At 44.4% G+C, this 24,715-nt stretch carries 24 protein-coding genes; 19 read left to right on the top strand and 5 right to left on the bottom strand.

What is annotated here, in order from left to right:
* The first annotated feature begins 4 nt into the window (after window positions 1-4).
* From K7R11_RS09925 to K7R11_RS09885, 9 genes are all read left to right on the top strand, one after another.
* On the top strand, window positions 5-1,969 hold the full coding sequence (locus K7R11_RS09925) for a helix-turn-helix domain-containing protein (protein WP_224490394.1): 1,965 nt from the start codon (window positions 5-7) through the stop codon (window positions 1,967-1,969).
* A 121-nt stretch (window positions 1,970-2,090) separates the two neighbouring features.
* Window positions 2,091-4,079, top strand: coding sequence for a helix-turn-helix transcriptional regulator (locus K7R11_RS09920; RefSeq protein WP_224490393.1), 1,989 nt, complete (start codon window positions 2,091-2,093; stop codon window positions 4,077-4,079).
* A 266-nt stretch (window positions 4,080-4,345) separates the two neighbouring features.
* On the top strand, window positions 4,346-4,840 hold the full coding sequence (locus K7R11_RS09915) for a hypothetical protein (protein WP_224490392.1): 495 nt from the start codon (window positions 4,346-4,348) through the stop codon (window positions 4,838-4,840).
* A gap of 215 nt (window positions 4,841-5,055) precedes the next feature.
* Window positions 5,056-5,574: a hypothetical protein gene (locus K7R11_RS09910; RefSeq protein ID WP_224490391.1), complete on the top strand. Its 519-nt coding sequence runs from the start codon at window positions 5,056-5,058 to the stop codon at window positions 5,572-5,574.
* A gap of 282 nt (window positions 5,575-5,856) precedes the next feature.
* Window positions 5,857-6,921: a 3-phosphoserine/phosphohydroxythreonine transaminase gene (gene serC, locus K7R11_RS09905; RefSeq protein WP_224490390.1), complete on the top strand. Its 1,065-nt coding sequence runs from the start codon at window positions 5,857-5,859 to the stop codon at window positions 6,919-6,921.
* Between the two features lie 37 nt (window positions 6,922-6,958).
* Window positions 6,959-7,912, top strand: a complete 954-nt coding sequence (locus K7R11_RS09900; protein ID WP_224490389.1) for a D-2-hydroxyacid dehydrogenase — start codon at window positions 6,959-6,961, stop codon at window positions 7,910-7,912.
* Window positions 7,913-8,006: 94 nt separating this feature from the next.
* Window positions 8,007-8,639, top strand: coding sequence for a DUF937 domain-containing protein (locus tag K7R11_RS09895; RefSeq protein WP_224490388.1), 633 nt, complete (start codon window positions 8,007-8,009; stop codon window positions 8,637-8,639).
* 85 nt (window positions 8,640-8,724) lie between these two features.
* The gene (locus K7R11_RS09890) at window positions 8,725-9,186 is read left to right on the top strand and encodes a DUF6146 family protein (RefSeq protein ID WP_224490387.1); all 462 of its coding nucleotides are present in this window, start codon (window positions 8,725-8,727) and stop codon (window positions 9,184-9,186) included.
* A gap of 29 nt (window positions 9,187-9,215) precedes the next feature.
* Window positions 9,216-9,512 carry a DUF6787 family protein gene (locus K7R11_RS09885; protein ID WP_224490386.1) on the top strand — a complete coding sequence of 99 codons (297 nt, stop codon included), beginning with the start codon at window positions 9,216-9,218 and terminating at the stop codon, window positions 9,510-9,512.
* Between the two features lie 5 nt (window positions 9,513-9,517).
* Here the strand turns inward: K7R11_RS09885 and K7R11_RS09880 are convergent, their stop codons facing one another.
* Genes K7R11_RS09880 through msrA form a run of 3 tightly spaced genes read right to left on the bottom strand, consistent with a single transcriptional unit; the run spans window position 9,518 to window position 10,982 of the window.
* Window positions 9,518-9,793 carry a hypothetical protein gene (locus K7R11_RS09880; protein ID WP_224490385.1) on the bottom strand — a complete coding sequence of 92 codons (276 nt, stop codon included), beginning with the start codon at window positions 9,791-9,793 and terminating at the stop codon, window positions 9,518-9,520.
* A 54-nt stretch (window positions 9,794-9,847) separates the two neighbouring features.
* Window positions 9,848-10,444: a GTP cyclohydrolase I FolE gene (gene folE, locus K7R11_RS09875; protein WP_224490384.1), complete on the bottom strand. Its 597-nt coding sequence runs from the start codon at window positions 10,442-10,444 to the stop codon at window positions 9,848-9,850.
* On the bottom strand, window positions 10,434-10,982 hold the full coding sequence (gene msrA, locus K7R11_RS09870) for a peptide-methionine (S)-S-oxide reductase MsrA (RefSeq protein WP_224490383.1): 549 nt from the start codon (window positions 10,980-10,982) through the stop codon (window positions 10,434-10,436). The genes folE and msrA overlap by 11 nt, the downstream gene beginning before the upstream one ends.
* 179 nt (window positions 10,983-11,161) lie before the next feature.
* Here msrA and K7R11_RS09865 point away from each other — a divergent pair, with 179 nt between their 5' ends.
* The 10 genes from K7R11_RS09865 (at window position 11,162) to K7R11_RS09820 (ending at window position 21,480) form a co-directional block, all read left to right on the top strand.
* Window positions 11,162-11,854: an ABC transporter ATP-binding protein gene (locus tag K7R11_RS09865; RefSeq protein ID WP_224490382.1), complete on the top strand. Its 693-nt coding sequence runs from the start codon at window positions 11,162-11,164 to the stop codon at window positions 11,852-11,854.
* A complete protein-coding gene (locus K7R11_RS09860) occupies window positions 11,854-12,621 on the top strand; it encodes a TIGR02757 family protein (protein WP_224490381.1) in 768 nt (255 codons plus the stop codon). The genes K7R11_RS09865 and K7R11_RS09860 overlap by 1 nt, the downstream gene beginning before the upstream one ends.
* Window positions 12,622-12,730: 109 nt before the next feature.
* Window positions 12,731-14,227, top strand: coding sequence for a S10 family peptidase (locus K7R11_RS09855; RefSeq protein ID WP_224490380.1), 1,497 nt, complete (start codon window positions 12,731-12,733; stop codon window positions 14,225-14,227).
* On the top strand, window positions 14,217-15,038 hold the full coding sequence (locus K7R11_RS09850; protein ID WP_224490379.1) for a patatin-like phospholipase family protein: 822 nt from the start codon (window positions 14,217-14,219) through the stop codon (window positions 15,036-15,038). Before K7R11_RS09855 ends, K7R11_RS09850 begins: the two co-directional genes overlap by 11 nt.
* Window positions 15,039-15,084: 46 nt before the next feature.
* On the top strand, window positions 15,085-17,010 hold the full coding sequence (locus K7R11_RS09845; RefSeq protein WP_224490378.1) for a BatA domain-containing protein: 1,926 nt from the start codon (window positions 15,085-15,087) through the stop codon (window positions 17,008-17,010).
* The gene (locus K7R11_RS09840) at window positions 17,007-18,269 is read left to right on the top strand and encodes a dihydroorotase (RefSeq protein WP_224490377.1); all 1,263 of its coding nucleotides are present in this window, start codon (window positions 17,007-17,009) and stop codon (window positions 18,267-18,269) included. The genes K7R11_RS09845 and K7R11_RS09840 overlap by 4 nt, the downstream gene beginning before the upstream one ends.
* A gap of 3 nt (window positions 18,270-18,272) precedes the next feature.
* The gene (locus tag K7R11_RS09835; RefSeq protein ID WP_224490376.1) at window positions 18,273-18,599 is read left to right on the top strand and encodes a DUF4870 domain-containing protein; all 327 of its coding nucleotides are present in this window, start codon (window positions 18,273-18,275) and stop codon (window positions 18,597-18,599) included.
* Between the two features lie 28 nt (window positions 18,600-18,627).
* Window positions 18,628-19,290 (top strand): alpha/beta hydrolase, encoded by a 663-nt coding sequence (locus tag K7R11_RS09830; RefSeq protein WP_224490375.1) that lies wholly within the window; start codon window positions 18,628-18,630, stop codon window positions 19,288-19,290.
* A 52-nt stretch (window positions 19,291-19,342) separates the two neighbouring features.
* Window positions 19,343-20,395: a lactonase family protein gene (locus K7R11_RS09825; RefSeq protein WP_224490374.1), complete on the top strand. Its 1,053-nt coding sequence runs from the start codon at window positions 19,343-19,345 to the stop codon at window positions 20,393-20,395.
* Window positions 20,396-20,490: 95 nt separating this feature from the next.
* Window positions 20,491-21,480: a YitT family protein gene (locus tag K7R11_RS09820; RefSeq protein ID WP_224490373.1), complete on the top strand. Its 990-nt coding sequence runs from the start codon at window positions 20,491-20,493 to the stop codon at window positions 21,478-21,480.
* A 24-nt stretch (window positions 21,481-21,504) separates the two neighbouring features.
* On the opposite strand, the gene K7R11_RS09815 is transcribed toward K7R11_RS09820, so the two are convergent.
* Complete coding sequence (locus K7R11_RS09815; RefSeq protein WP_224490372.1) at window positions 21,505-23,214, bottom strand: N-acyl-D-amino-acid deacylase family protein; 1,710 nt, start codon at window positions 23,212-23,214, stop codon at window positions 21,505-21,507.
* 81 nt (window positions 23,215-23,295) lie between these two features.
* Window positions 23,296-24,693 carry a short-chain fatty acid transporter gene (locus K7R11_RS09810; protein WP_224490371.1) on the bottom strand — a complete coding sequence of 466 codons (1,398 nt, stop codon included), beginning with the start codon at window positions 24,691-24,693 and terminating at the stop codon, window positions 23,296-23,298.
* Between the last annotated feature and the right edge of the window lie 22 nt (window positions 24,694-24,715).

Raw genomic sequence — 24,715 nt, 5'->3', positions numbered from 1 at the left:
GGGCATGACAGGGAAGAACGCCAAACAGAAAGCGGAGTTTATTGAGCACCTCCATGTTATTGTAGAAGCGCATTTAGATCAGGAAGACTTTGACGTAAAAACGCTTACCGGGCTCGCCGGGGTAAGCCGATCGGAGTTGTATCGCAGAATTAAATCCCAGACCGGGAAGTCGGTCACAGAGTTTATCAGGGATATCCGGTTGCACAAGGGAATGGAATTATTGCGGGATACCGATTTAACGGCTGCCGAGATCTCTTACAAGGTAGGATTTAACAGCCCAACGTATTTCAACAAATGCTTTAAGGACAAATACGGGATCACCCCCGGAGAAGCGGATAAAGGAAAGCAACCAGAATATAAAAGTATTTATGAAGCCCAGACTGCCCAACCTGAGCGGAAAAGCGGGGTATGGCATATTCGAAATTCCTGGATCATGATAGGAATCCTTATCATTCTGGGACTGGGATCCTGGTATTATATCTCTGTTCAAAACAACGGGCTACCACCTTCAGAACCCCTGGAAGAGAAGGCAGATATACCACTTAAGAATCTTAAAAACAACTCCGTTGCCGTACTTCCCCTTAAAAACTGGACGGGTGAAAAAGACTACAATTACATTTGCTATGGCATGTCTGATGCCATTATTGCCAGGCTCACCGCCCTTGAGGCAGTAGACCGGATCACGCCTTTAAGCGCCATCAATAAGGCACAGGACACCCTGCAGGATCTCGATACCCTGGCCGATACTTATGAGGTGGGTAATCTTTTAACCGGTAATATTCAAAAATCTGGAAACCAACTTAAATTCTCTTTTCAATTCTACAACGTTGCCTCCCGGAAAATTCACTGGATGAAGGAATTCATCATCCAATGGGATCCGGAACAGGCCTTTGAACTGCAAAAATCGATTTCCCGGGAGATCGCCATGACCCTGGATATGAATTTTGATAAGGAGCGCTTTACCTCCATCACCCTGCCCACTTCCTCTACCCTGGCTTACAATAATTACCTGAAGGGAATCTATGAATCCACGAAGTCTACACGGGAGGGATTTGAACTCTCCAGTGATTTTTTTGAAAAGGCCATAGAAGCCGATCCTGACTTTTTGCACCCCTATATTGCCCTGGCACAATCCTGGCTATTAAGCTGCATGATCTGGGCGTATTGTTCCCAGGAAGAGGGTAAGAAGAATGCATTAAAATACCTGGATATGGCAGTTGATAAAGGAATTGCCAACACCGAGGTTTTAAGGATCATGAGCAATATCCGATTCTACTACGAGTTAAATGCGGGCAATACGGCAGACAGCATCCCGGGGCTGGCATTTTTTGATCTTAGCGATTACAGTCAGGATTTTGCGAAAAAGATCGGAAACCACGCAAAAAATGAGCGGATCATCAGGGAGGTTTTAAAAGAAGATCCTTACAACGGACTCTTTATTTCACTTTTAGCACAGAGCCATTACTTTAACGGGGATGCAGATGCTGCTCAAACGCTTCTCGATGCTTCCTATGAAGATTATAAAGCAAGCCTGGATTTTTTGAGAGAGGCCGGGAAAACCTACTACTTTTTAGAAGATTACGATGGTTTGTCAAGGGTGGTTCAGGATTTCACCTTTCAGTTCGAGGAACGTCCACCGGTATTAGATTGGTTACGCCTTGTACTGGCTGAACACAATAATGAGGTTGCCTTAAGGAAGGAACTTTTACAGCATCTGGAAACTGCATTCGACAATAAAGCCCCGGGTAGCCCGGGATGGTTCATCGCCTTGTACTACGCCCATAAGAAGAACGCTATGGCCACCTTAAGCTGGCTTGAACGTTCTTACGCGGCAAAGGAGGTTGAAATGACCTGGCTGGCCCAGGAACCCGACCTGGAGCTGGTGGGCGACCATCCTCGGTATATCGCCCTGTTGGACAGCATGAACTTCCCGGAAAGTGCCCGAAAACATGTTAAACTTTTGGATTGAGCCTTGCTAACCTTGTTGCGGCATAGGATCACATAAGAACACACAATGGAACTAACCTCTTAGATTATAAGTAAAATATCACTAAATTTAATAGTCAAAACAACCAGTACACCAACCATAAATGAACTCCGAGACTTCTTCATCCAAGGAACATCCCTATGTGAAAAAACTTCGGGAGATCGTATTGGAAAACATCGAAAACGAAGATTTCGATGTGGAATCCTTTGCGGCCCTTGCAGGAGGAAGTCGCTCTGACCTGTACCGGAAGATCAAAAAACACACCGGAAAATCAGTCACCGAATTTGTTCGGGATATCCGGTTGCGTACCTCCTTAAAATACCTCGGGGATGGCACCCATACGGTGGCCGAAGTGTCTTATAAGGTAGGCTTCAGCAGTCCTACCTACTTCAATAAATGCTTTAAGGATAAATTTGGGTTTACCCCCGGGGACGCCGAGCATTACCGGGATAAGATCGATGCGATATTAAAAACGATACCAGAGGAAATCGGAAATACTGAAAATAAAAGTTCTTGGAAAAAAGGTGTATCTCTTCTTGCTATTCTCATTGGACTTATATCCATTAGCTGGTTTTTCCTAATAAGATCGCAGCCTCAGGATTCGGAAAATGATTCTAAGAAAACCGAAGGGCTATCCCTAATTCATACAAAAAAAAATAAAGGATTATCGATAGCTGCTTTACCCATTCTTAATTATACCGGAATCCCCGAAAATGATGTCATAAGTTACTATGCTACCTTTGAGATTATTAGTAGTTTGAACGGGATTGACTCCATAACAAAAGTTCCCCCATTACGATTGGTGGGGAAATATAAAGACTCTCTTGACATTTCTGCCAAGGAACTGACGGAGCGCATTGGGGTGGATTATATTCTTCAGGGATATCTCAACGGAAATAATTCGGAGGGCTACCAGCTCATGTTTGAGCTATTTGACGCTCAGGAAACCCTTATTTGGAATCATATGTTCAAATATAAAACCGAGGAGGCTGATCAAACGTACAGGGAGTTTAACCATACAGCGTTTTTACTTGCAAAAGAATTAGGTGTAAACACACCCGAAGTAGCAGACCCAACAAATAAAACAGAAAACCCCATCGCCATGGATTATTATTCCAAAGGGTTGTATGAAGCAAATAGTTATACGAGCGAAGGCTGGCAAAAGGCCCTTGCTTTGATTAATAAGGCCCTGGAGAAAGATCCCGAATTTGTTGATGCCTATTCCGAACTTGCTGAATTATGGTTATACGGGGGGATGAACTGGGCATATACTTCTCAGGAAGAAGGCTGGAATAACGCTAAAGCGCTATACAACAAAGTATTGCAAATTGACCCGGACAATGATGATGCAAAAGACGGATTGGCAAATGGAATTTTTTACTACGAACTCAATGTGCAGGATACGGTACCTGAACATTTTGGAATTCCATATGAAACCTGGATCAGAACCCACCCGGATCATGCCGAGAAAACCGGTCAACATAAAAACGCACTTGAATCAAACTTAAATTGGCAACAACGGGATCCTATAAATGCCATTGTAAGTGCAATGATCGCTCTTAATTATTATTTTCTGGATCGACCTGCAGAAGCTGTCCAGAAACTCGATGAAAGTTATCCAAGACACAAAGATGATCTCAATTATCTAAGGGAAGCTTCCAAAGCCTATTACTTTTTGGGGGAATACGAGAAAATGGAAGAAGTGGTCATGCATTTCTACAACTCTTTTGAGCATGAAGACATTTCTCCCATATTCAGATGGCTAAGAGCCATAGTAGCCGACCTAAACAACAACCGGGCTGAGGTTGACAAACAATTGCAGGTTCTTCTGGAAAGCTATCAAAACAGTGAGGCAGGAAGTCCAGCCTGGTTTATCGCCCTTTATCACGCTTACAGAAAGGATGCAGACAAAACCCTTGAATGGCTTGAAAAATCGTATGCAGCCAGAGAAATGGAAATGACCTGGCTGGCCCAGGAACCCGACCTGGAGCTGGTGGGCGACCACCCGCGGTATATTGCCCTGCTGGACAGCATGAATTTCCCCCAAAGTGCCAGAGCCCATGTAAAAAACACGATGAACCCGGATTTTTAAGGTTCATTTCATTCAAAAAATACGTAAAACTACGCCTCATACACCTCTACTTCTTTCTTTTTCAATATCTCCAGAAAAATCAAGGCTTACCGAAGTTTTTTGCAACATAATTTAAAGCCTTGAAATAATTTTTTAAAGGTTTTAAAAATTCATTTTAACATTTCGGAACGAGGGTTACATTTTCTGCAACCAGACTGCTATCACTTCACTGCTTTATTTCCACACCTTTGTTTTGAAAGCATCACAAACCTTTAAATCCAATAATTATGAAAACTTTAGTATTAAGCGCATTAGCGATCCTGGGAATAGGGATCCTCAGCGCACAGGAAACTCCGGTAGAACTTGAAGATGTAACCGTATCCCCTAAAAACTCCACCTTCTTACATGCCATGCAGGATGAATACACTCCTAATCATGCTATTAAAATGCAAAACAAGGCGGCCAGTTATGACCTTATACATAGTGAACATTACAGAGGTAGCGCAAAAAGTGACTATTTCATCGAGTTCAAAAGTGATAAGGGAAGTATGTATACCACCTATGACCGAAGGGGAGAAATCACCAAATGTCAGGAAAAGTACAAAGATATTGCCCTCCCTGTGGCAGTAAGAGATGAAATCTTAAAAGACAATCTCGGCTGGGAATACAGAGGGTGTGATTATACAACCCTGTACAAAGATGATGAAGTGTTTAAGAAAATATATAAGGTTACCTTAAAGAAAGGGCGAGATAAAAAAATCATGATCATCGACCTGAAATAACTTCCTGATTTCTTTAACACATCCGTAAACAACCAATAATCAGGAGGGACCGGAATTCTGCACCAACAGGATTCCTTTCCCTGTTTAAGGAAACCCGGAACTGTTGTGGTACATGTAATGGATTAAAATAAATAAGACACCCTGCTGGTTCCCTATTACCATGTGGATCTCAAAAATTGAGATATCCAATCAATAACCTTTAAAACCCAATTACAATGAAAACTTTAGTAGTAAGCATGTTAGCGATCCTGACCATCGGGATCGTCACCGCACAGGAAGTCCCCGTAGAACTTGAAGATGTAGTCGTGTCTGCAAAGAATGAAAAATTTCTGAGTACTGTTCAGGATGAATATACCCCGGACATCGCACGGGATATGGAAGCCTTGGCTGCGCGCTATGATCTGGAGCACAATCCATTTTCCCTGACCCATATCACAAATATCACCCAGACAGATTATGTAGTGGAGTTTATATCCAACAAAGGATATATGTATGCCGTTTATGATGAAAATGGAGATATCTCTGTGTGTTCAGAGCGATATAAAAACATCGCCATACCAAAACCCGTAAGAGACCAGGTCTACAATGAAAATACAGGATGGCAGATTGATAAAAACCAGTACAAATCCGTGTTTAAAGACGACCAGTTGATAAAAAGGGAATTTAAAATGTATTTAAAAAACGGAGATAATAATAAAGTGGTTATTGTCGATCTTCAGAAATTCGATCATTAACAAGAGTCCCTTCCATTCGTCTGAATGGAAATCTTTAAAAAGAAAAGACCGGTTTGCTGTTTTTTGCAGCATTCCGGTTTTTTGTTTCAGGTAAAAATTAAAAACTAAAAGGAGTTTTTCGTTCTGTATTATTATTCTGACAATTTTTTTATTAATCTATTGAAATATTGATAACAATCCTCTGGAATATAGAACTAAAATTATGATTTTTCTTCAAGGCTATTCAAGCAATTATATGCAACTTTGTATTCGTCTTTAACACACAACTGACCATTTATTTCTATGAAAAAACACAACTTCAGTGCCGGTCCATGTATCTTACCTCAGACGGTATTTCAGGAAGCCTCAAAGGCAGTTTTGAACTTTAACGGGATAGACCTGTCTATCCTTGAGATCTCTCACCGCAGTAAGGAATTCATTGCCGTAATGGAGGAGGCTCAGGCCCTGGCCCTGGAACTACTCGGATTGGAAGGAAAGGGATATAAAGCATTGTTTTTACAGGGAGGAGCAAGCATGCAGTTTCTCAATGTTGCCTATAATCTGTTGGAAAACAAGGCGGCTTATCTCAATACCGGAACCTGGGCTGCTAAGGCGCTTAAAGAGGCAAAATTCTTTGGAGAGGTTACAGAAGTAGCTTCTTCCGCTGATGCCAATTTTAATTATATCCCGAAAGGTTATGTAGTGCCAGAAGATGCCGATTATTTTCACTGCACCAGTAATAACACCATTTTCGGAACCCAGATGAAGTCGTTTCCGGAAACAGCTGTACCCATGGTAGCGGATATGAGTTCCGATATTTTTTCCAGATCCATAGACTTTTCGAAGTTCTCCCTGATCTATGCCGGGGCTCAGAAAAATATGGGACCTGCCGGAACCGTATTGGTGGTGATCAAAGAAGATATCCTGGGTAAAGTATCCCGCCCGATACCTTCCATGATCGATTATCGCCAGCACATCTCAAAAGAAAGTATGTTTAACACCCCTCCGGTATTCTCCGTTTATGTATCCATGCTTACCATGAGATGGCTCAAAACGCTTGGCGGAATAAAAACCATTGAAGAGCACAACAACCGCAAAGCGGAGATCATCTATAATGAGATCGACAGAAACCCCTTGTTCAAAGGGTTTGCTGAAAAGGAGGACCGTTCAGTCATGAATGCGACCTTTAACCTTACTGATGAAGGATTAAAACCTGTTTTTGACGAAATGGCAAAAGAGGCCGGACTTAACGGTATTAACGGTCACAGGAGTGTTGGGGGCTACCGCGCCTCCATGTATAACGCCATGGAAACAGAAAGCGTACAGGTACTCGCAGACGTAATGCGGGAGCTTGAAAACAAAGCCTGATAGTAAAGTAATAATCAAAAGAGAAGTACAATACAGCATGAAAATTTTAGCCAACGACGGGATTTCAACCAGCGGACAAAAAGCTCTTGAAGATGCCGGATTTGAAGTGATCACCACTACGGTGGCACAGGAACAACTGGAAAATTTCATCAATGAACATGAAGTGGGCGTTCTATTGGTGCGCAGTGCCACCAAGGTGCGTAAGGATCTGATAGATGCCTGCCCTGTTTTAAAAATTATCGGACGTGGTGGTGTTGGAATGGATAATATTGATGTGGATTATGCCCGCAGTAAAGGGCTACATGTGATCAATACCCCTGCTGCCTCCTCCTCTTCTGTTGCAGAACTGGTTTTCGCCCACCTTTTTGGAGGTGTACGATACCTGTATGATGCCAACAGAAATATGCCTCTGGAAGGAGAGAGTAAATTCGGCCAGCTCAAAAAAGCCTATGCCCGCGGTTCGGAATTACGCGGAAAAACCATGGGAATTATCGGAATTGGAAGGATCGGACAGGAAACTGCCAGAATCGCCCTGGGCCTTGGCATGAAGGTTATCGCTTTTGATCCCTTTATCGAAGAGGTAAACCTTGAATTATCCTTTTATGACGGACAAAAAGTACAGTTTAATATCAAAACTGTTTCTAAGGAAGAAGTCCTGAAAAATGCCGATTTTATCAGCCTGCACGTCCCTGCCCAGAAAGACTATGTGATCGGAGAAAAAGAATTCAAGATCATGAAGAAGGGAGCCGGACTTATTAATGCAGCCAGGGGCGGTGTGATCGATGAGGTCGCTATGGTTGACGCCCTGGATAATGGCCTCCTGGGATTTGCAGGGTTGGATGTATTCGAAAATGAACCCACTCCGGCCATCAGGGTACTTATGCACCCAAAAGTCTCTCTTACGCCCCATATCGGGGCTGCTACAGATGAGGCACAGGACCGCATTGGTACAGAGCTGGCTACTCAGATCACGGAATTACTTAAAAAATAAGGCTTTAAATACCCGCATTTCTGAAGCCTCCATTAATTTGGGGGCTTTTTTGTATCTTAAAACTTGGATTTCCAATATTTTAAAACTATACATCATGGCAGGATTGGTGAGTTTGCTGGAAAGTGATTTAGGAAAACAAATCATCGGAGGATTGAGTAATGAAACAGGAGTAGATCAGGCCCGGGCAGCAGAATTTACCGGTATGGCCATGCCGCTGATCATGGGCGCCCTAAAGAAGAATGCCAAATCTCCGGAAAAGGCCGGTGGCCTGCTCGATGCCCTCAATACGGAGCGGCATGACGGGAGAATACTGGACGACCTGGACGGGCTTTTCCAGGGCGGGGTCAACGAAGAAATCCTTAAAGACGGAGCAGGGATCCTTGGGCATATCTTCGGGCAAAGCACTCCGGAAATGGAAAATGAACTGAGCAGGCGAAGTGGATTAAACACAAGGGATATTTCTAAAATGATGATGACCCTTGCTCCTATCCTGCTTGGTATGCTGGGACGACAAAAGCGGAGGAATCAGATCAGTAATCCCGACCAGCTGAATACTTTGCTGGCGAGTATGCTTGGCGGGCAACCCAAACAAAATCAAAATTTACTTATGTCTCTACTCGATAAGGATGGAGATGGAAGCATATTGGACGATGTTAGTGATATGATAGTGGGCTCCGGGAAAAAACAAGGTGGACTCTCCGGCCTGATCGAGGGTTTGTTTGGATAACACCTGCATATATCATGTAATCAGGGGTGGAGATTCGTGTGGTGAGCTTTCTTTTTTGTATCTTAAGATAAAGTACGTTAAAGCTATGAGAACGTTTTTAATTTCGATCTTCATCATTGCCCTGATCACAGCCTGTTCCGGAGGTAAAAGCCAGAACAGCAATAAGGATTTAGAAATCACCCCAGAAGAGCAGGAGATTTTCGAATCTGAGGGTCAGGATACGGTGCGGATCGGAAATGATTCCACAGAATATGACATCATCATCATGGATCCCGGATTTTATCCATGGCTCAACAGAATAGCGCAACCCCGCGGCTATTATTCTCAGAATTTTATGGAAAACCGCAACAATATTTTCGTTACAAATTGGAATAACCGGGTCATGCAACCCCAGACCTATGACCCTAACCTTTATATGTTTCCCATAAATTATGATCCCTCTACCGATTATGGTTACGAGGTGAATTATATGTTGTTTAATTATTTCCTGTATTTCCTACGGAAGTACAATCAACGCCTCGGCCCTTTTTATCCAAGAATAAATTGACTTATATTTGCAGCCGGAAAATTAAAGGCATGAAGAAATTAAAAGAACGCTGGGGAATTGATTCTAATTTTCAACTTTTCGTTGTTTTTGTGGTATTTGCGATCACAGGATCCACTGCAGCAAAATTAGCCAGCCCGGTAACACACTTTATGGGACTCGACCAGGAAACAACCAATGCCTGGATCTACTGGCCCGTAAGGATCTTTGTCATATTTCCTGTTTACCAGGTGTTGCTGGTGGTATTCGGATGGTTGTTCGGGCAATTTTCCTTTTTCTGGAATTTTGAAAAGAAGATGTTATCCCGGTTTGGGATCAAAATCAAATAAATCACTCAGGAAACCTCGCCGATTTCTTTACGTTTGTAAACGTAGGTGTAGATCCACATTAGGGTAAAGGTGGGGATCACATCCATTCCCGGAATTAGTTCTTCCACAAACCCTATTAACCCACCAATTTTACCACTACGGTCCGGGTACATCCGGGTGATGAGAAAACCGGCCAATGGCGCCCAGATCAAATCTGCCCCCTCCCCTATGCCTGGATAGAGATAAGACCCCATACCCACAAGGTCAAGAATAATACTTAATACCAGTTTTCCGTATTTCATTTTTCCAAGTAAGGCAAAAATCAGCAGAAATAAAAACCCTCCTATCTTGTACGATCAGGTAAGATGAGAGCTAATGAGCTTTAGAAATTCATTCCGCGTTTCTATTTTTTCAAACTGACCCCGGAATCCTGAAGTGGTGGTTACCGAATTTTGCTTTTGAACGCCCCGCATCATCATACACATGTGGGCCGCCTCGATAACAACTGCAACGCCTTTTGGTTTTAGGGTTTGATTAATGCACTCCAGAATATCATGCGTGAGCCTTTCCTGAACCTGAAGTCTTCTTGCGTAGACATCTACAATTCTCGGGAGTTTGCTTAACCCCACAATATAACCATCTGGTATATAGGCAATGTGAGCTTTCCCGAAAAAAGGGAGCATATGGTGTTCACACAACGAGTAGATCTCTATATCCTTTACGATAACCATCTCGTTGTAACTTTCCTTGAACATGGCACTTTTAAGAATGGCCGAGGCATCCTGGTAGTACCCCTGGGTTAGAAATTGCATGGCTTTGGCAGCGCGCTCAGGAGTGTTGGCTAACCCCTCACGATCGGCATCTTCCCCTAATTCCGTAATGATGTGACGATAACGGTCTTTGACTTCTTCCGTTATCTTAATGTTATATTCCTCAAAGTTTTTATAAGGCATGGGTGGTTTTTAATTTATTAGCGTAATGTTGTTTTAATTTTTTGATCTTCGGGTCTATAATTATCCTGCAGTAAGGTTGTTCCTTATGAAGCCTGTAATAATCCTGGTGATAGTCTTCAGCCTCGTAAAACGGGCCTGCCTCTTCGATAGTGGTAACGATCTTATTCTCAAAGACTCCTTCCTCCCCGAGCATTTTGATAAATTCCCGGGCCTCTTCTATTTGCCTGGAATTTGTGCAAAATATTGCAGAGCGATACTGGGTTCCCATATCATTGCCCTGACGATTTAAGGTTGTAGGATCGTGGGTGGCAAAAAAAATCTCGAGAAGCCCTCTGAAACTGATAATGTCAGGATTAAACTCGATCATAACACCTTCTGCATGCCCGGTTCTGCCTGTACAAATTTCCCTGTAGGCAGGATTCTTTATTGAACCGCCTGTATACCCAGACCTCACAGATAAAACACCCTCCAGCCTCTCAAACACTGCTTCTGTACACCAGAAACATCCGCCTGCAAGTATTGCTGTTTCTCTATTCATGGTAATAAAAGTTACTTAATATTGAAATGTCAAAATGTTGTTTAACAAATATATTTAATTATTAAACAACAATCTCTTCTTTAACGATTATTTGGCAGGCAAAAACCCAGGGGTAAAAGATGTAAATTTTGCCAGTTCTAACGGTAATCCGTATTTTTCCGCAACTTTTATTCGAAATTATGATCATAGCCCAAAACATCCATAAGACCTATGGGTCTCTTGAAGTCCTCAAGGGAGTAGACCTGCATATCAGCAAGGGGGAGGTGGTGTCTATTGTAGGAGCCTCCGGGGCAGGAAAAACCACGCTTTTACAAATTCTGGGTACCCTTGATACTCCCGATAAGCGTAACGATAGTTCTATACGCATAAATGGAACGGATATACATCCTTTAAAGGACAAAGCGTTAGCCAAATTCAGGAATGATCATATCGGATTTATTTTTCAATTCCATCAACTACTTCCCGAATTTACAGCCCTTGAGAATGTATGTATCCCGGCCTTTATCAAAAATACGCCTCGAAAGGAGGCTGAAACCAGGGCAAAGGAGTTATTGACCTTCCTGGGGTTGTCTCATCGCTTCGACCACAAACCGGGAACCTTATCGGGTGGCGAACAACAGCGGGTTGCAGTTGCCAGGGCCCTGATGAATAAGCCTGATATCGTTTTTGCAGATGAACCCAGCGGGAATCTGGATTCTGAAAGTGCAGACCGGTTACACAAACTCTTCTTTGAGCTCAGGGACGAATTTGGGCAAACCTTTGTTATTGTGACCCACAATGATGAACTCGCAGATATGGCCGACAGGAAGCTGGTCATGGTAGACGGGCGCATTGTCAATCGGGAGGTGGAACGAGCGGAAGTCCCTGTGTAATGCTTACCCATAACGAACTCAAGGCCTTTCTGGATGAGAAGGCCACACAATACAACAATCCGGAATTTATCGACACCGATCCTGTCCAGATCGTTCACAGATACCGGCAAAAGGAAGATATGGAGATTGCGGGTTTTCTCACTGCTACCATTGCCTGGGGAAACCGCAAAAGCATCATCAATAATGCGAATCGCATGATGGAACTTTTAGGGAACAGCCCTTTTGACTTTGTGATGTCGCACCGGGAAACAGACCTGGAAAGGCTCTCCCCTTTCGTTCATCGCACATACAACGGAGACGATTTCAAACACTTCATAAAAGGACTCAGACACATCTATAACGAATACGGAGGTATAGAGTCCGTTTTTTCAGAATACCGCAATGCTCCCCGCCTCCAGGAAGCCATTGCGGATTTCAGAGGCCGGTTTTTCGAGATCCCTCATCTGCAGCGTACCGAAAAGCACGTCTCCAACCCGCTAAAAGGATCTTCTGCCAAACGCATCAATATGTTCCTTCGCTGGATGGTGAGGCAGGATAATAAAGGGGTCGACCTGGGACTCTGGAAACAGGTGTCACCGGCACAACTCTCCTGTCCGCTGGATGTACACTCCGGTAAAGCGGCCCGAAAACTGGGCTTGTTAAAAAGAAAACAAAACGATGCAAAAGCCTTGATAGAACTCGATGATTCCTTACGAAAATTAGATGCACAGGATCCGGTTCGGTATGATTTCGCCCTCTTTGGCTTAGGGGTTTTTGAAAAGTTCTGATACACCCCTTTAAATCACTGGCATTCAGCAGTATAAAATACTTCTTTACTTTACTTTTTTGTAAGATTTTCTTTATTCCTATTTTTATGTCCAAATAAAGAAAATCTTCATGAGAACAATTTCCTTCTATACGCTATTATCGCTTTTATGGGTGGTTAGTGTAAATGCCCAAAATCTTCAACTTCCTGTAGATACGCTTATCACCACCAGTCATTCGGTGAACATCAAAGGGAAACAGGTAAAGTACAATGCTGCTACCGGTACCCAACCGGTATGGAATGAAACCGGAGAGGTTATTGCCACTCTCTACCATACTTATTATTACCGCACCGATCTTAAGGATTATGCCAACCGTCCGTTAGTGATCTCATTTAACGGAGGTCCCGGATCTGCTTCGGTTTGGATGCACCTGGCCTACACCGGGCCTAAGATCCTGAATATTGATGATGAAGGATATCCGGTACAACCTTACGGTGTTAAGGACAATCCGAATTCCATTCTGGACATTGCAGATATTGTATATGTAAACCCGGTAAACACGGGATATTCCAGAATGGTCCCTAATAAAGATGGAGAAATGCCGGAGAGAGAATTGTTCTTTGGCGTGAATGAAGACATCAAATACCTGGCCGATTGGATCAATACTTTTGTAACCCGACACAACAGGTGGCGAAGTCCGAAATATATTATCGGGGAGAGTTACGGAGGCACCCGTGTTGCCGGCCTGGCTCTTGAGCTGCAGAACAGCGAGTGGATGTACCTGAATGGAGTGATCATGGTTTCACCTGCCGACTACCAGGTGCTTCGACGAGGCGGACCAGTGGCAGAAGCCCTGAATACCCCCTACTACACCGCTGCCGCATGGCATCATAAGGCCCTGGACCCGTCTCTTCAGCAAAAAGACTTGTTGGAGATCTTACCGGAATCAGAGCGTTTTACCATAGACGAACTTATTCCTGCCCTGGCCAAAGGCGGATTTATTGAGCCCGCAGAACGCGAGGCTATTGCTCAAAAAATGGCAAAGTACACCGGAATTGATGCCGGAGTTATTTTGCAACACAACCTTTCGGTGCCAAACGGATTCTTCTGGAAAGAACTATTGAGGGATGAAGGTTACACCGTTGGCCGTCTGGATTCCAGGTATCTGGGTATCGACAAGAAAGAATCCGGAGACGCCCCCGACTACAGTGCTGAACTTACTTCCTGGCTGCATTCATTTACTCCGGCCATAAACTACTATATACAACAGGAGCTTGGTTTTCATACAGACATCAAGTACAATGTATTTGGTCCGGTACATCCGTGGAATAACGACGACGACGAGACACGCGACAACCTGAGACAGGCCATGGCACAGAATCCGTATCTCAATGTGTTATATCAGGCCGGATATTACGATGGTGCAACCACCTATTTCAATACCAAATACAGCATGTGGCAACTGGACCCTTCCGGAAAGATGAAAGACCGGTTGAGTTTTAAGGGGTATCGCAGTGGCCATATGATGTACCTTCGGGCAGAAGACCTTCAGAAAGCCAATGATGATCTGAGAGTTTTTATTGAAAGTTCTTCTTCCAACGGCAAGGCCGCTAAATATGAGCGCTAAACAGGCTAAACCCTATAAGTATGGTTTCGTACTTGGGGGTGGTGGCGCCCGGGGCTTCGCACACCTGGGCGCTATAAAAGCCCTTAAGGAAAGAGGCATCGAACCGGATATTATATCAGGGGTAAGTGCAGGAGCAGTAGCAGGAGCTTTTATTGCTGCTGGAAAAACTCCCGAGGAGACCCATGAAGCCGTCAAAGCGCTTTCCATGATGGATCTCACTAATTTTCAGATGCCCAAAACCGGGCTTTTCAATCTCGATAAGCTGGGAGCCTTACTGCAATCCAAATTGGGTAAAATAGATCTTAAGGAACTTAAGATCCCGATGATTGTGGGAGCCACGGATATACTAAACGCCCGGGTCACTTATTTCCGGGAGGGAGATCTCTCGGAAATCGTACAGGCATCGGCCTCCATCCCGGTGTTGTTCTCTCCTGTAAAAATTGATGACCTGTATTACGCAGATGGCGGGGTTTTCAGCAATATCCCGCTGGCCCCCCTTAAGAGCTGCTGTGAATATACCATAGTGATCAATATAAGTCCAATGGATAAAATCAAAGAGCTTGGAAATATTGCCAATATTGCGGCCAGGACGTTTCAGTTAAGTGTTAACGGGCAAAACAGCACTATTAAATCTCAATGCGATATCTACATCGAACCCCCTGAACTCTCTTCCTTCCCTATATTCGACACCCAAAAGGCCGATGAGTTGTTTGAGATCGGGTATTCGCATGCCCTGAACATGGAACTGAACTTAAAGGATACCTCGGGAAGCTCCTGGTGGAAAAAATTTACAGGATGGTTGGATAAATAAAACTTACCTGAAGATTAATCTTATATTTATACATATTCAATAGGGAATGCATTTAAAACATCCGGAAATTCTTTGGGCTCTTTTACTGCTTTTGATACCCATAATCGTGCATTTATTCAGGTTAAGGCGGTTTAAAAAAGAGGTGTTTACCAATGTGCGGTTTTTAAAGGAGATCGATCTGCAAACCCGGAAAAGTTCAACCCTGAAGAAATGGCTGGTTCTTTTGATGCGTTTATTTGGCTTAGCCATGCTCGTTTTGGCATTTGCCCAACCTTACCTGGGCGATCCCGATGCCAGTGAACAGGACGCCACCTATGTGATCTATTTCGATAATTCCTACAGTATGCAGATGCCCGCTGCACAGGGATCATTATTGGAGTCTGCGGTTAACCGATTTCTCTCTGAATGGCCGGCAGATATTCCTGTAAAGGTGATTACCAATGACGGGGAATTCGGCCCGGGGACTAAATCTGAGATCAGAAATCAGTTACTGGCCCTAACCTATACCCCAAAACAACTTGATCTAAATGAGGTGGTGTTAAAAGCCAATCCAGAATTTGGTCCCAGGAAAAAGAACAATGCCTTATACATACTTTCAGACCTGCAAAAAACAACAGACATTCAGGAGACATTGCCACCCGGCAATGCAGAGGTCCGGTTAATTCCCCTCAGAAGTCCAAACCTCAGGAATATCAGTATTGACTCCCTTTCCCTGTCTGATGATGGCCCTGAAAATATTACCATTAGTGTCTCGCTGAGCATTACAGACGACGAAGAGGAAGAAAGCACTCCGGTATCCATTTTTTCTGATAGCGAACTCCTTGCCAGAGGTACGGCAGCATTCCGGTCCGGGTCTGCGAAGGTACAGTTTACCCTGCCAAAGGAAGACCTCACGCTAAACCGCGTTGAAATCTCCGATTCCGGTCTTAAATACGACAACTACCTTTATTTCAGCACAGAGGAAGATCAGAAAATAAATGTAATGCACATTGGGGGATTCCCTGCGACCCACCTGGGGCGAATCTTTACCGATGATGAATTTAATTTTGTGTCAGTATCCCCGAATGCTGTCGATTTTAACCAGCTTTCCAACCAGAACCTGGTCATCCTCGACCAATTGGATCAATTACCTGAAGCCCTGGGTAAAACTCTGGTGGATCTCGCAGAAAACGGTATAAAAATAGTACAGGTTCCCTCCTTTAAAGAGGTTACGGAAAGCTTTAACGCTCTCAATCAATCTCTTGGACTGCCGCTTAGGGATAGCATTGTACGCAGCGAGGCAGTGGTAAATACGATAAATTATGACCACCCCCTGGTGAGGGATGTTTTTAATGACAGGATACAAAACTTCAGGTATCCCTTGGTTTCGGGATATTTTTCGATACGGGGAAGTGCTCAAAGTGTATTGGAATTCTCCGGAAACATTCCTTTTCTATACGGATCCAACGGACATTATGCCTTTACTGCCTCCCTGGATGAAGAGAGTTCAGATTTTCAGTCATCCGCATTGATCGTTCCCGTTTTCTACAACATTGGCCTTCAAAGCCTGAATCGCCCAAAGGCATATTTTACCCTTTCAGCAGATCGGGAAGCCGATATAAAAACGCAATTAAAGAAAGATCAGATCCTTTCCCTTCAACACGCGTCAGGATCATTTATCCCGAGGCAACAGAACTTCGGGAATTACATCAGGATCTTTCTGGATGAACAATTTACTGCCCCCGGGCACTACGGGGTGATGAAAGACATGGAAAAGGTCGGGAATCTCAGCCTTAATTTACCACGAACTGAAAGCGTGCTTGAATTTCTCGATCCGGAAATGCTGAAAGATATAACCTTTTACGATTCGATCAATGAAGGACTGGATCAGGTAAAAATTGAAAACAAGGTCAACGAGCTTTGGAAATGGTTTGTTATTTTTGCATTAGTCTTTTTCCTAACCGAAATGCTCATTTTAAAATATTTTAAATGAATATCCTCCTAAGATCAGCCACGATCATTGATCCCCAGGGAAAATACCACGCGAAGCGCTGTGATATCCTGATTAAAAACGGAAAAATTGCCAGCATCGGTTCTTCGGTAGCTGCAGACAAAAACACTTCTGTTATAGCATTGCCCAACCTGCACGTATCCAGGGGATGGTTTGACAGCAGCGTGAGTTTTGGGGAGCCCGGTTTCGAGGAAAGAGAAACCCTGAAGAACGGTCTTTTCACTGCCGCCAGAAGTGGTTTTACGGATATTGCCCTGAATCCGAACACCAACCCTGTAGCCGATTCCAATACCGACATGACTTTTCTTAAGTCCAAAAGTGCAGATACGCCCACCAAGATACATCCCGTAGGCGCACTCACGGTTAAGGGAGAAGGCACAGACCTTGCTGAAATGTATGATATGAAGCAGGCAGGGGCTATATCTTTTGGAGACTACAAAAGTCCCGTTCGCAATCCGAATCTGCTTAAAATAGCCTTGCAGTATGCTCAGAATTTCGATGCCCTGGTGCAATCCTTCCCCCTGGAAAAGGACATTTCCGGAAAAGGGGTTATGAATGAGGAGGCAACTGCTATAGCTCTCGGGTTAAAGGGAATCCCAGCCCTTTCAGAAGAATTACAGATCGCAAGAGACCTTTACATCCTTGAATATACCGGCGGCAAGTTGCATATTCCAACCATATCTACCGAACGATCGGTGGACCTTATCGCAGCAGGTAAGAAAAAAGGATTGGATGTAAGCTGCAGCGTAGCCATTCACAACCTTTTTCTCACAGAAGAAGAGCTTAAGGGTTTTGACACCCGGTATAAGGTGTTGCCTCCGCTGCGCACGGAAAAGGACCGTAAAGCATTGCTTAAAGGTTTAAAAAGCGGGATAATCGATATGGTGACTACCGATCATGATCCCCGGGATATTGAAAGAAAAAAGGTGGAATTTGATTACGCCGATTATGGCACTATCGGACTGGAAAGTGCTCTGGGATCGCTTCACAAGATCCTCCCCCTGGAAGATACTATTCGTATCCTTAGTTCCGGAAGAGAGCGGTTCAATATAGCTGCTCCCGCCATTGAAGAAGGTCAGATCGCTAACCTGACCCTGTTTGATCCGGATAAGGAATATGTCTTTGAAAAACAACATATCCTTTCTGCCTCCAAAAACAGTGCTTTTCTAAGAAAAGAAATGAAAGGGATGGTATATGGGGTTATTCATGGAAAGCACCACGAGATCAACCCAACAACTTAAGCTATGGGCGTAACCGAAGAACAGGGAAAAACCACCGCCATCGTTAGCTACCTAACCATTATCGGAGCACTTATTGCTATTTTCATGAACCAGGAACCTCAGAATGAGTTCGCCCGGTTTCACATCCGCCAGGCTTTCGGCCTTCATTTGCTTTACTGGCTGTTAGGATATTCTGTGGGTAACCTCGATATGTGGATGCTGCACACCGCCTACTGGATTTTCTTTTTTGCGCTCTGGTTTTACGGAATTCTGGGTGCTATACAACAAAAATGGAACTCCATACCGGTAGTTGGACCTTACTTCCGGAAATGGTTCACTTTTATTCGATAATCATAAATCTAAATCTGTTTACGCTATTTTGACCACAAAGGAACTTTCACTTTATCACCTGATCAGGCCCGCAGAAGGCATAGAAATAAAAGACGCCCCCGTAATATTTATGTTTCATGGGTACGGCAGCAATGAAGAAGATCTTTTTTCATTTGCATACGAGCTTCCTGAACACTGTATAGTCATCTCAGCAAGAGCTCCGTACACCCTGATGCCGAATGCCTATGCGTGGTATGCTATAAATTTTGATGATGTTGAAGGAAAATGGAGCGATAACGAGCAGGCAAAAAAATCCCGCGACCTGATCATGGCTTTTATTGAGGAAGCCTGTGAGGGCTACGGATTAAATCGAAATAAGATCAATCTTCTCGGCTTTAGCCAGGGTAGTATCCTAAGTTATGCCGTTGCCTTAAGCTATCCGGAAAAGATCAGCAATGTAATTGCCCTGAGCGGATATATCAACCAGGACCTCATAGCCGGAATCCCTACAGACAAAGACCTCTCCGGGTTATCTGTTTATGCCTCTCACGGAAGTGCAGACCAGGTGATCCCTGTTGAATGGGCAAGAAGAACACCAAAGATCCTGAATGAACTGGGGGTTGCTCATACCTACGAAGAGTTTCCCGTAGGTCATGGAGTTGCACCTCAAAATTTTTATTCCCTGCTCAAATGGTTAAATCTTCATAACTGATATGCTTCGTTTCATTTTTTTATTCGCAATCACAACATCACTGACCTCCTGCATGCAAAATTCTGGAGGTGATCACCCGGATATACCTACTGAATTCTATATCGGTACCTACAGCAAAAATAACAGTAAGGGAATCTACAAGGCTGCCATTACCCCAGAGGGTAAATTTAAAGAGCTAAGAGCTTTGATGAATGTTAAAGACCCCTCCTACCTGGCGAAAGCAAAAGAGGGTAACTTTCTTTTGGCCGTAAGTGAACAGGAAATTGGAAGTCTCAGGGCTTTCATGATCAATGGCGACTCACTTCAGCAGGTATCTCTGGCAGAGGAAATTGGAACCCATCCATGTCATATCAGCATAGATAAAAACAGGAATATTGCAGTATCCAATTACAGCAGCGGTACTGTTGCCATGTTCCGAATGAATGATGAAGGAAATCTCACTTCAATGGGTTCTCTCGAATTTAAAGGCAACGGCCCTCATCCCCGACAGGAAGCTCCGCATGCTCACAGCTCCTATTTCCTGGATGACAACCACCTCATTACGGCTGACCTTGGAACAGATAAACTCTGGATAAGCAGGGTCAACAACGGGGAGTCCGGTCAAAATCCTGAAATTTCGGATAGCATTGTTTTAGCTCCGGGATCCGGACCACGTCATATGGCCTTCCATTCCAATCAAAAATGGATATACCTAGTCAATGAACTCAGTGCTACGGTTAACCTTATCAAAATGGATACTACAGGCACTGCCTTTAGTGTGGCACAGGAAATTTCGACGCTTCCGGATAGCTATACCGGCGAAAACCTCTGCGCAGATATACACCTGGACCGTTCAGGAAACTTCCTTTACGTCTCCAACCGTGGACATCAAACCCTGGCGATCTACCGGGTTGACCAGCAAAACGGAAGACTTTCCCTGGTTGGGTTCGAATCGGTACGCGGGGATTGGCCCAGAAACTTTAATATAACCCCGGACAATAAGTATCTTATTGTTGCTAATGAACGATCAGATAACCTGGTGTGTTTTAAACGGGATACGCTTTCGGGTAATCTTATCTATACAGACCAGGTTCAGGTTCCTGCCCCGGTTTGTATCACCTTTTAATCACCGGATCAACGGTACCTTTAAATATACGGATTGCAAAATACCATCAGAGCTAAGCTTTAATTGATATCTTTAGGAGGAAATACCAGAAGCCTATGAGCTATTTCTTCAAAAAGATCATTCTCGATGTTGTACGCAAGCATTATCGCGAAGAGTTAAAACGTGGAAGTGCTCCGGAAAAGACCTTTAGAAAACAGGTTGAAGACCTGGAAGTAGAAGTTAAACACTGGATAACGGACAGCATTTACATCCTTATAGGTATCGTATCGGCTACCTTCGGACTCAAGGGATTTCTTCTTCCCAGTAATTTTATTGATGGCGGAGTTACAGGTATCTCCCTTATAATTTCGGCAGTTTCGGCCATCCCTCTGGGTATTCTGATTTTCGGCATCAACCTGCCGTTTCTTATCCTGGGTTATTTTGTTATCTCAAAAAGATTTGCAGTAAAGAGCATTGTGGCTATCACCCTGTTATCCACCCTGGTTCACCTGATAACGATCCCGGCTGTTACAGATGATAAGATCCTGGTCGCGGCTTTCGGAGGGTTCTTTCTGGGGCTGGGTATCGGACTGGCCATTCGTGGCGGGGCAATCATTGATGGCACAGAAGTACTTGCCATCTATACCAGTAGAAAAACTCCGCTAACGGTTGGAAATGTCATCCTTATCTTTAACCTGATCATTTTTATCACTGCAGCCTATATTATTTCTGTTGAGATCGCCTTATACGCCATTCTCACCTATTTTGCCGCTTCCCAAACGGTAGATTTTGTAATTGACGGGGTTGAGGAGTACATGGCTGTTACCATTATTTCACTTAAGTATGAAGAAGTACGCCGGGTTATTGTAGAAACCATGGGGAAGGGCTGTACTCTCTTCCGGGGTCAAAGTGGCTACTCCCCTTATCTTTCCGGATCTGCAAACAGAGATATCATGATCGTGTATACGGTGATTACCCGTTTGGAATATGCCCGTATCAAAAGGGAAATCGAAAAAGTGGACAGCAAAGCTTTTGTGGTGCTTACCACCGTAAAAGACACTGTTGGCGGGCTTACCAGAAAGAAGCCACTGCACAATATAAAATGAGATGCTTTAACGCTTCGTGCAACCCTATTCTTCAGGGGGCAAACCCATGACTTCCGAACCCTTTTCACGGTAGCCCGGTCCGCGAACAACCCTTCCTGAAAACTGTCCGGTATGTTCCCCGTTCTCCAGAGCCTGAACTCCGTTTACAAATACATGGACAACCCCATCCGCGAGCTGATGCGGTTTCTCAAAAGTGGCGTTATCGGTGATCTTTTCCGGATCAAAAAGTACGATGTCTGCAAAATAACCCGGTGCCAGCAATCCCCGTTTCTGAAGCTTAAGATGTGATGCCGGAAGTTTTGTGAGTTTATGTATGGCATCTTCCAGAGGGATCACCTTTTCATCACGAACATATTTACCCAGCAACCTGGCAAAATTACCATAGGCCCTCGGATGGGTGCCGGATTTTAAAAACACCCCCTCCGGCGCCATGGACCCTGCATCAGAACCAAAGGACATATAGGGCAATTGAAGTTGTCGTTTTACATTTTCCTCATCCATAAGAAAATAAACCGTACCTACCCTGCTGCCGTCTTCGATAACGAGATCCATAGCCGTTTCTTCCGGGCTCTTGCCTCTTATTTCAGCCACCTCTGCCAAAGTTTTACCGGTAAGATGCTTTAAACTGTCATTTCTAAAATACACCAGAAGCATCTTCTCTGCGCTTCCGGCTGCCTGCATCAGGTTCTCCCATTCCACCTCGGGATCCCTCATTTCCCGGACGACTCTGCTTCGGATCTCCGGATCCTTTAAACGCTCTGCCCATGCATCATATCCGCCTTCCTGGACCCACGGGGGCATGGCCGCATTAAGCCCGGTAGCACCCGCAGTATAATTATACATATTAGCACTTATGTCCAGTCCTGCATTTCGGGCAGAATCGATCTTACGGATCACTGCATCCAGTTTATTCCAGTTCTTCTTGCCCGCTTGCTTCAGATGGTAGATCTCGGCACGAATTCCAGCCTTATCCGCTATTTCCATAAGCTCATCTATACTTTCCAGCAAACGATCACCCTCACTGCGAATATGAGAAATATACATACCGTCATAGGCAGCAGCTTCTTTACAAAGTGCAATAAGCTCCTGGGTATCTGAATAGAACGCCGGAGCATAAATCAGGGAAGATCCTATACCCATGGCCCCTGCTTCCATAGCCTCCCGTACCAGCAATCGCATACTATCCATTTCTTCTTCCGTAGGTTTGCGGTTGTCGTACCCTACCGTGTGAATTCGCAGGGTGGTAGCCCCAATAAAAGAGGCTACATTTGGGGCGATACCTTTCTGCTCAAGAAATTCCAGGTATTCATTCAGCGTGGTCCATTGAATATCGTATTTAATATCCGCCATCTGTTCCACTTCCTCCTTCTTCATCACAGGAGTAAGGGGGCCCATAGACCAACCTTCTCCAAATACCTCTAGGGTTACTCCCTGTCTTAGGTCTCCCATCGACCTGCCATCCTCGATGAGCGATTCGGTAGCCCAGCTGAGCATATTGATAAAACCCGGAGAAGCCACCAGTCCGGAGCCATCCACGGTATTTTCAGAAGCCACAGCTTCCTTTCCTACATAAGCAATGGTATCGGCATTTATCCCGATATACCCGGGGTATCCCGGAGCTCCACTCCCGTCAATAATAGTAGCATGAGCAATAACGGTGTCGAAAGAAGCTTCTTTTTTACAAGCGCCTAAAATAATAACCAACAGAAGTAACCAAATCGATCGAAAGTACATAACAGATGAAAGTTAGATTTCACCTAAACTACTGATTATAGAGGTAATATCCTAAATACGAAGCAATGAAAATCTGACATTTTATGACATTGGCCATAAGAACAGCAGTGCCATCTGCAACAGGAAGAATAACAGAAATGGGATCACCAAATACCCCATAATATCCCGGGCTTGTATACGGATACCCGCAGCCATTACCGGGATTACCAGTAAAAGAAAGAAAGGTTGAAGCAAATTACTTAAAGACTCTCCATAGGCTATGGCCATAGACGAACGAGCGATCATCTGTAAAGCCTCGGCCTCATTAGCAGCCAACTCACTCACGGCCTGGAGTATGCTCGGACCGATAACCGCAAACTCGCCTCCTGCTGAGGGAATGGCAAAATTGACCAGTCCTCCTGTGATGTATGCAAAAACCCCGAAATTTTCCGGAGTAGCTGTTCTTACCATAAGAGCTGCCAGTTCGGTTGCGAGCCCAGTGTGGATCATGATTCCCATGATCCCGGCATAAAATGGAAACTGGAACAGAATGCCGGAAACATTACTGCTTGCCCTTTTCATGGAAATACCATATCGCAACGGGGTTTGATGGAGAAGCATTCCCAGCATAAGGAAAATAAAGATCATGATGTTCAGGTTCAGATCCACGCCCCTGGTGTAGAAATGATGTGCTACATAGACCATACCTGCAGTGGTTATGACCAACAGCAACCCTTTGCTGTTGTTTAATACATCAGAGGCCGCCCGGCCTCCAATAGAGGTGCGCTTCGCTTCTTCTGCGATGGAAAGTTCAGTTGCTCTGTTCTCGGATTGTTCCAGGAGGTCACTCAGAGCTTTGCCTTCTGATCTCTTTGGTCGCAACAGCAACATAACAAATGGGGTGAAAAGCACCAGGATCAGCACCATCACCAGGTTTAACCCTGAACCCAGGGTATATTCGGTTCCTATGGTGTTATTTAAAATTCCTGATTCAACCAGGAAATTACCTTCCGTATTCAGTAATAGCGGTATGCTGCTCGATAATCCCGCGACCCAACTGATAAAGGAACAATAGACACAGGCGATAAGGTATGGATAATGGATCCCCTCCACCCGAAGGGCAAGCTCCCGGGCAAGTACCGCAGTGATAATGATCCACCCCCAGCTGACCAGACACAGTAAGCATCCCAGCAGGGTGACAAAAAAATAGACCTGCCAGGGCGTATTCAGGGCTTTTCCCAGGGCATCGATCTGTTTCCTCAGGAAAGGAGATAAGGCAATACTATATCCCGTTATAACCAGCAATACCATTTGCATTCCAAACTCGAGCAACATCCAGAATCCCTCATACCAGGCAGAGACCACCTCCATTAGTCCTACCGGTCGCAGAACCAAAGCCGCCCCACCGCAAACCAGGGTGAGTAGCAGTGCAAATACAAAGGCATCAGGCATATTGCGCCTGTAGATATCTGTAAAGGTTTTCCCGAGACGCTCGATCATGGAAATCAGAGTTTTTAAGTTG

This window comes from Robertkochia flava (assembly GCF_020166515.1).
GTDB classification, from domain to species: Bacteria; Bacteroidota; Bacteroidia; order Flavobacteriales; family Flavobacteriaceae; genus Robertkochia; species Robertkochia flava.
The sequence above is the reverse complement of the archived record's forward strand: the minus strand, read 5'-3'. Positions and strand labels throughout refer to the sequence as shown.

Coding starts and splice junctions, on each gene's coding strand:
- K7R11_RS09910 (WP_224490391.1), top strand. CDS start 5,056: ATGAAAACTTTAGTAGTAAGCATGTTAGCGATCCTGACCATCGGGATC.
- K7R11_RS09835 (WP_224490376.1), top strand. CDS start 18,273: ATGGGCGTAACCGAAGAACAGGGAAAAACCACCGCCATCGTTAGCTAC.
- K7R11_RS09850 (WP_224490379.1), top strand. CDS start 14,217: ATGAGCGCTAAACAGGCTAAACCCTATAAGTATGGTTTCGTACTTGGG.
- K7R11_RS09920 (WP_224490393.1), top strand. CDS start 2,091: ATGAACTCCGAGACTTCTTCATCCAAGGAACATCCCTATGTGAAAAAA.
- K7R11_RS09825 (WP_224490374.1), top strand. CDS start 19,343: ATGCAAAATTCTGGAGGTGATCACCCGGATATACCTACTGAATTCTAT.
- folE (WP_224490384.1), bottom strand. CDS start 10,444: ATGCCTTATAAAAACTTTGAGGAATATAACATTAAGATAACGGAAGAA.
- K7R11_RS09880 (WP_224490385.1), bottom strand. CDS start 9,793: ATGAAATACGGAAAACTGGTATTAAGTATTATTCTTGACCTTGTGGGT.
- K7R11_RS09865 (WP_224490382.1), top strand. CDS start 11,162: ATGATCATAGCCCAAAACATCCATAAGACCTATGGGTCTCTTGAAGTC.
- msrA (WP_224490383.1), bottom strand. CDS start 10,982: ATGAATAGAGAAACAGCAATACTTGCAGGCGGATGTTTCTGGTGTACA.
- K7R11_RS09885 (WP_224490386.1), top strand. CDS start 9,216: ATGAAGAAATTAAAAGAACGCTGGGGAATTGATTCTAATTTTCAACTT.
- K7R11_RS09855 (WP_224490380.1), top strand. CDS start 12,731: ATGAGAACAATTTCCTTCTATACGCTATTATCGCTTTTATGGGTGGTT.
- K7R11_RS09890 (WP_224490387.1), top strand. CDS start 8,725: ATGAGAACGTTTTTAATTTCGATCTTCATCATTGCCCTGATCACAGCC.
- K7R11_RS09820 (WP_224490373.1), top strand. CDS start 20,491: ATGAGCTATTTCTTCAAAAAGATCATTCTCGATGTTGTACGCAAGCAT.
- K7R11_RS09925 (WP_224490394.1), top strand. CDS start 5: ATGACAGGGAAGAACGCCAAACAGAAAGCGGAGTTTATTGAGCACCTC.
- K7R11_RS09915 (WP_224490392.1), top strand. CDS start 4,346: ATGAAAACTTTAGTATTAAGCGCATTAGCGATCCTGGGAATAGGGATC.
- serC (WP_224490390.1), top strand. CDS start 5,857: ATGAAAAAACACAACTTCAGTGCCGGTCCATGTATCTTACCTCAGACG.
- K7R11_RS09840 (WP_224490377.1), top strand. CDS start 17,007: ATGAATATCCTCCTAAGATCAGCCACGATCATTGATCCCCAGGGAAAA.
- K7R11_RS09900 (WP_224490389.1), top strand. CDS start 6,959: ATGAAAATTTTAGCCAACGACGGGATTTCAACCAGCGGACAAAAAGCT.
- K7R11_RS09860 (WP_224490381.1), top strand. CDS start 11,854: ATGCTTACCCATAACGAACTCAAGGCCTTTCTGGATGAGAAGGCCACA.
- K7R11_RS09810 (WP_224490371.1), bottom strand. CDS start 24,693: ATGATCGAGCGTCTCGGGAAAACCTTTACAGATATCTACAGGCGCAAT.
- K7R11_RS09845 (WP_224490378.1), top strand. CDS start 15,085: ATGCATTTAAAACATCCGGAAATTCTTTGGGCTCTTTTACTGCTTTTG.
- K7R11_RS09815 (WP_224490372.1), bottom strand. CDS start 23,214: ATGTACTTTCGATCGATTTGGTTACTTCTGTTGGTTATTATTTTAGGC.
- K7R11_RS09895 (WP_224490388.1), top strand. CDS start 8,007: ATGGCAGGATTGGTGAGTTTGCTGGAAAGTGATTTAGGAAAACAAATC.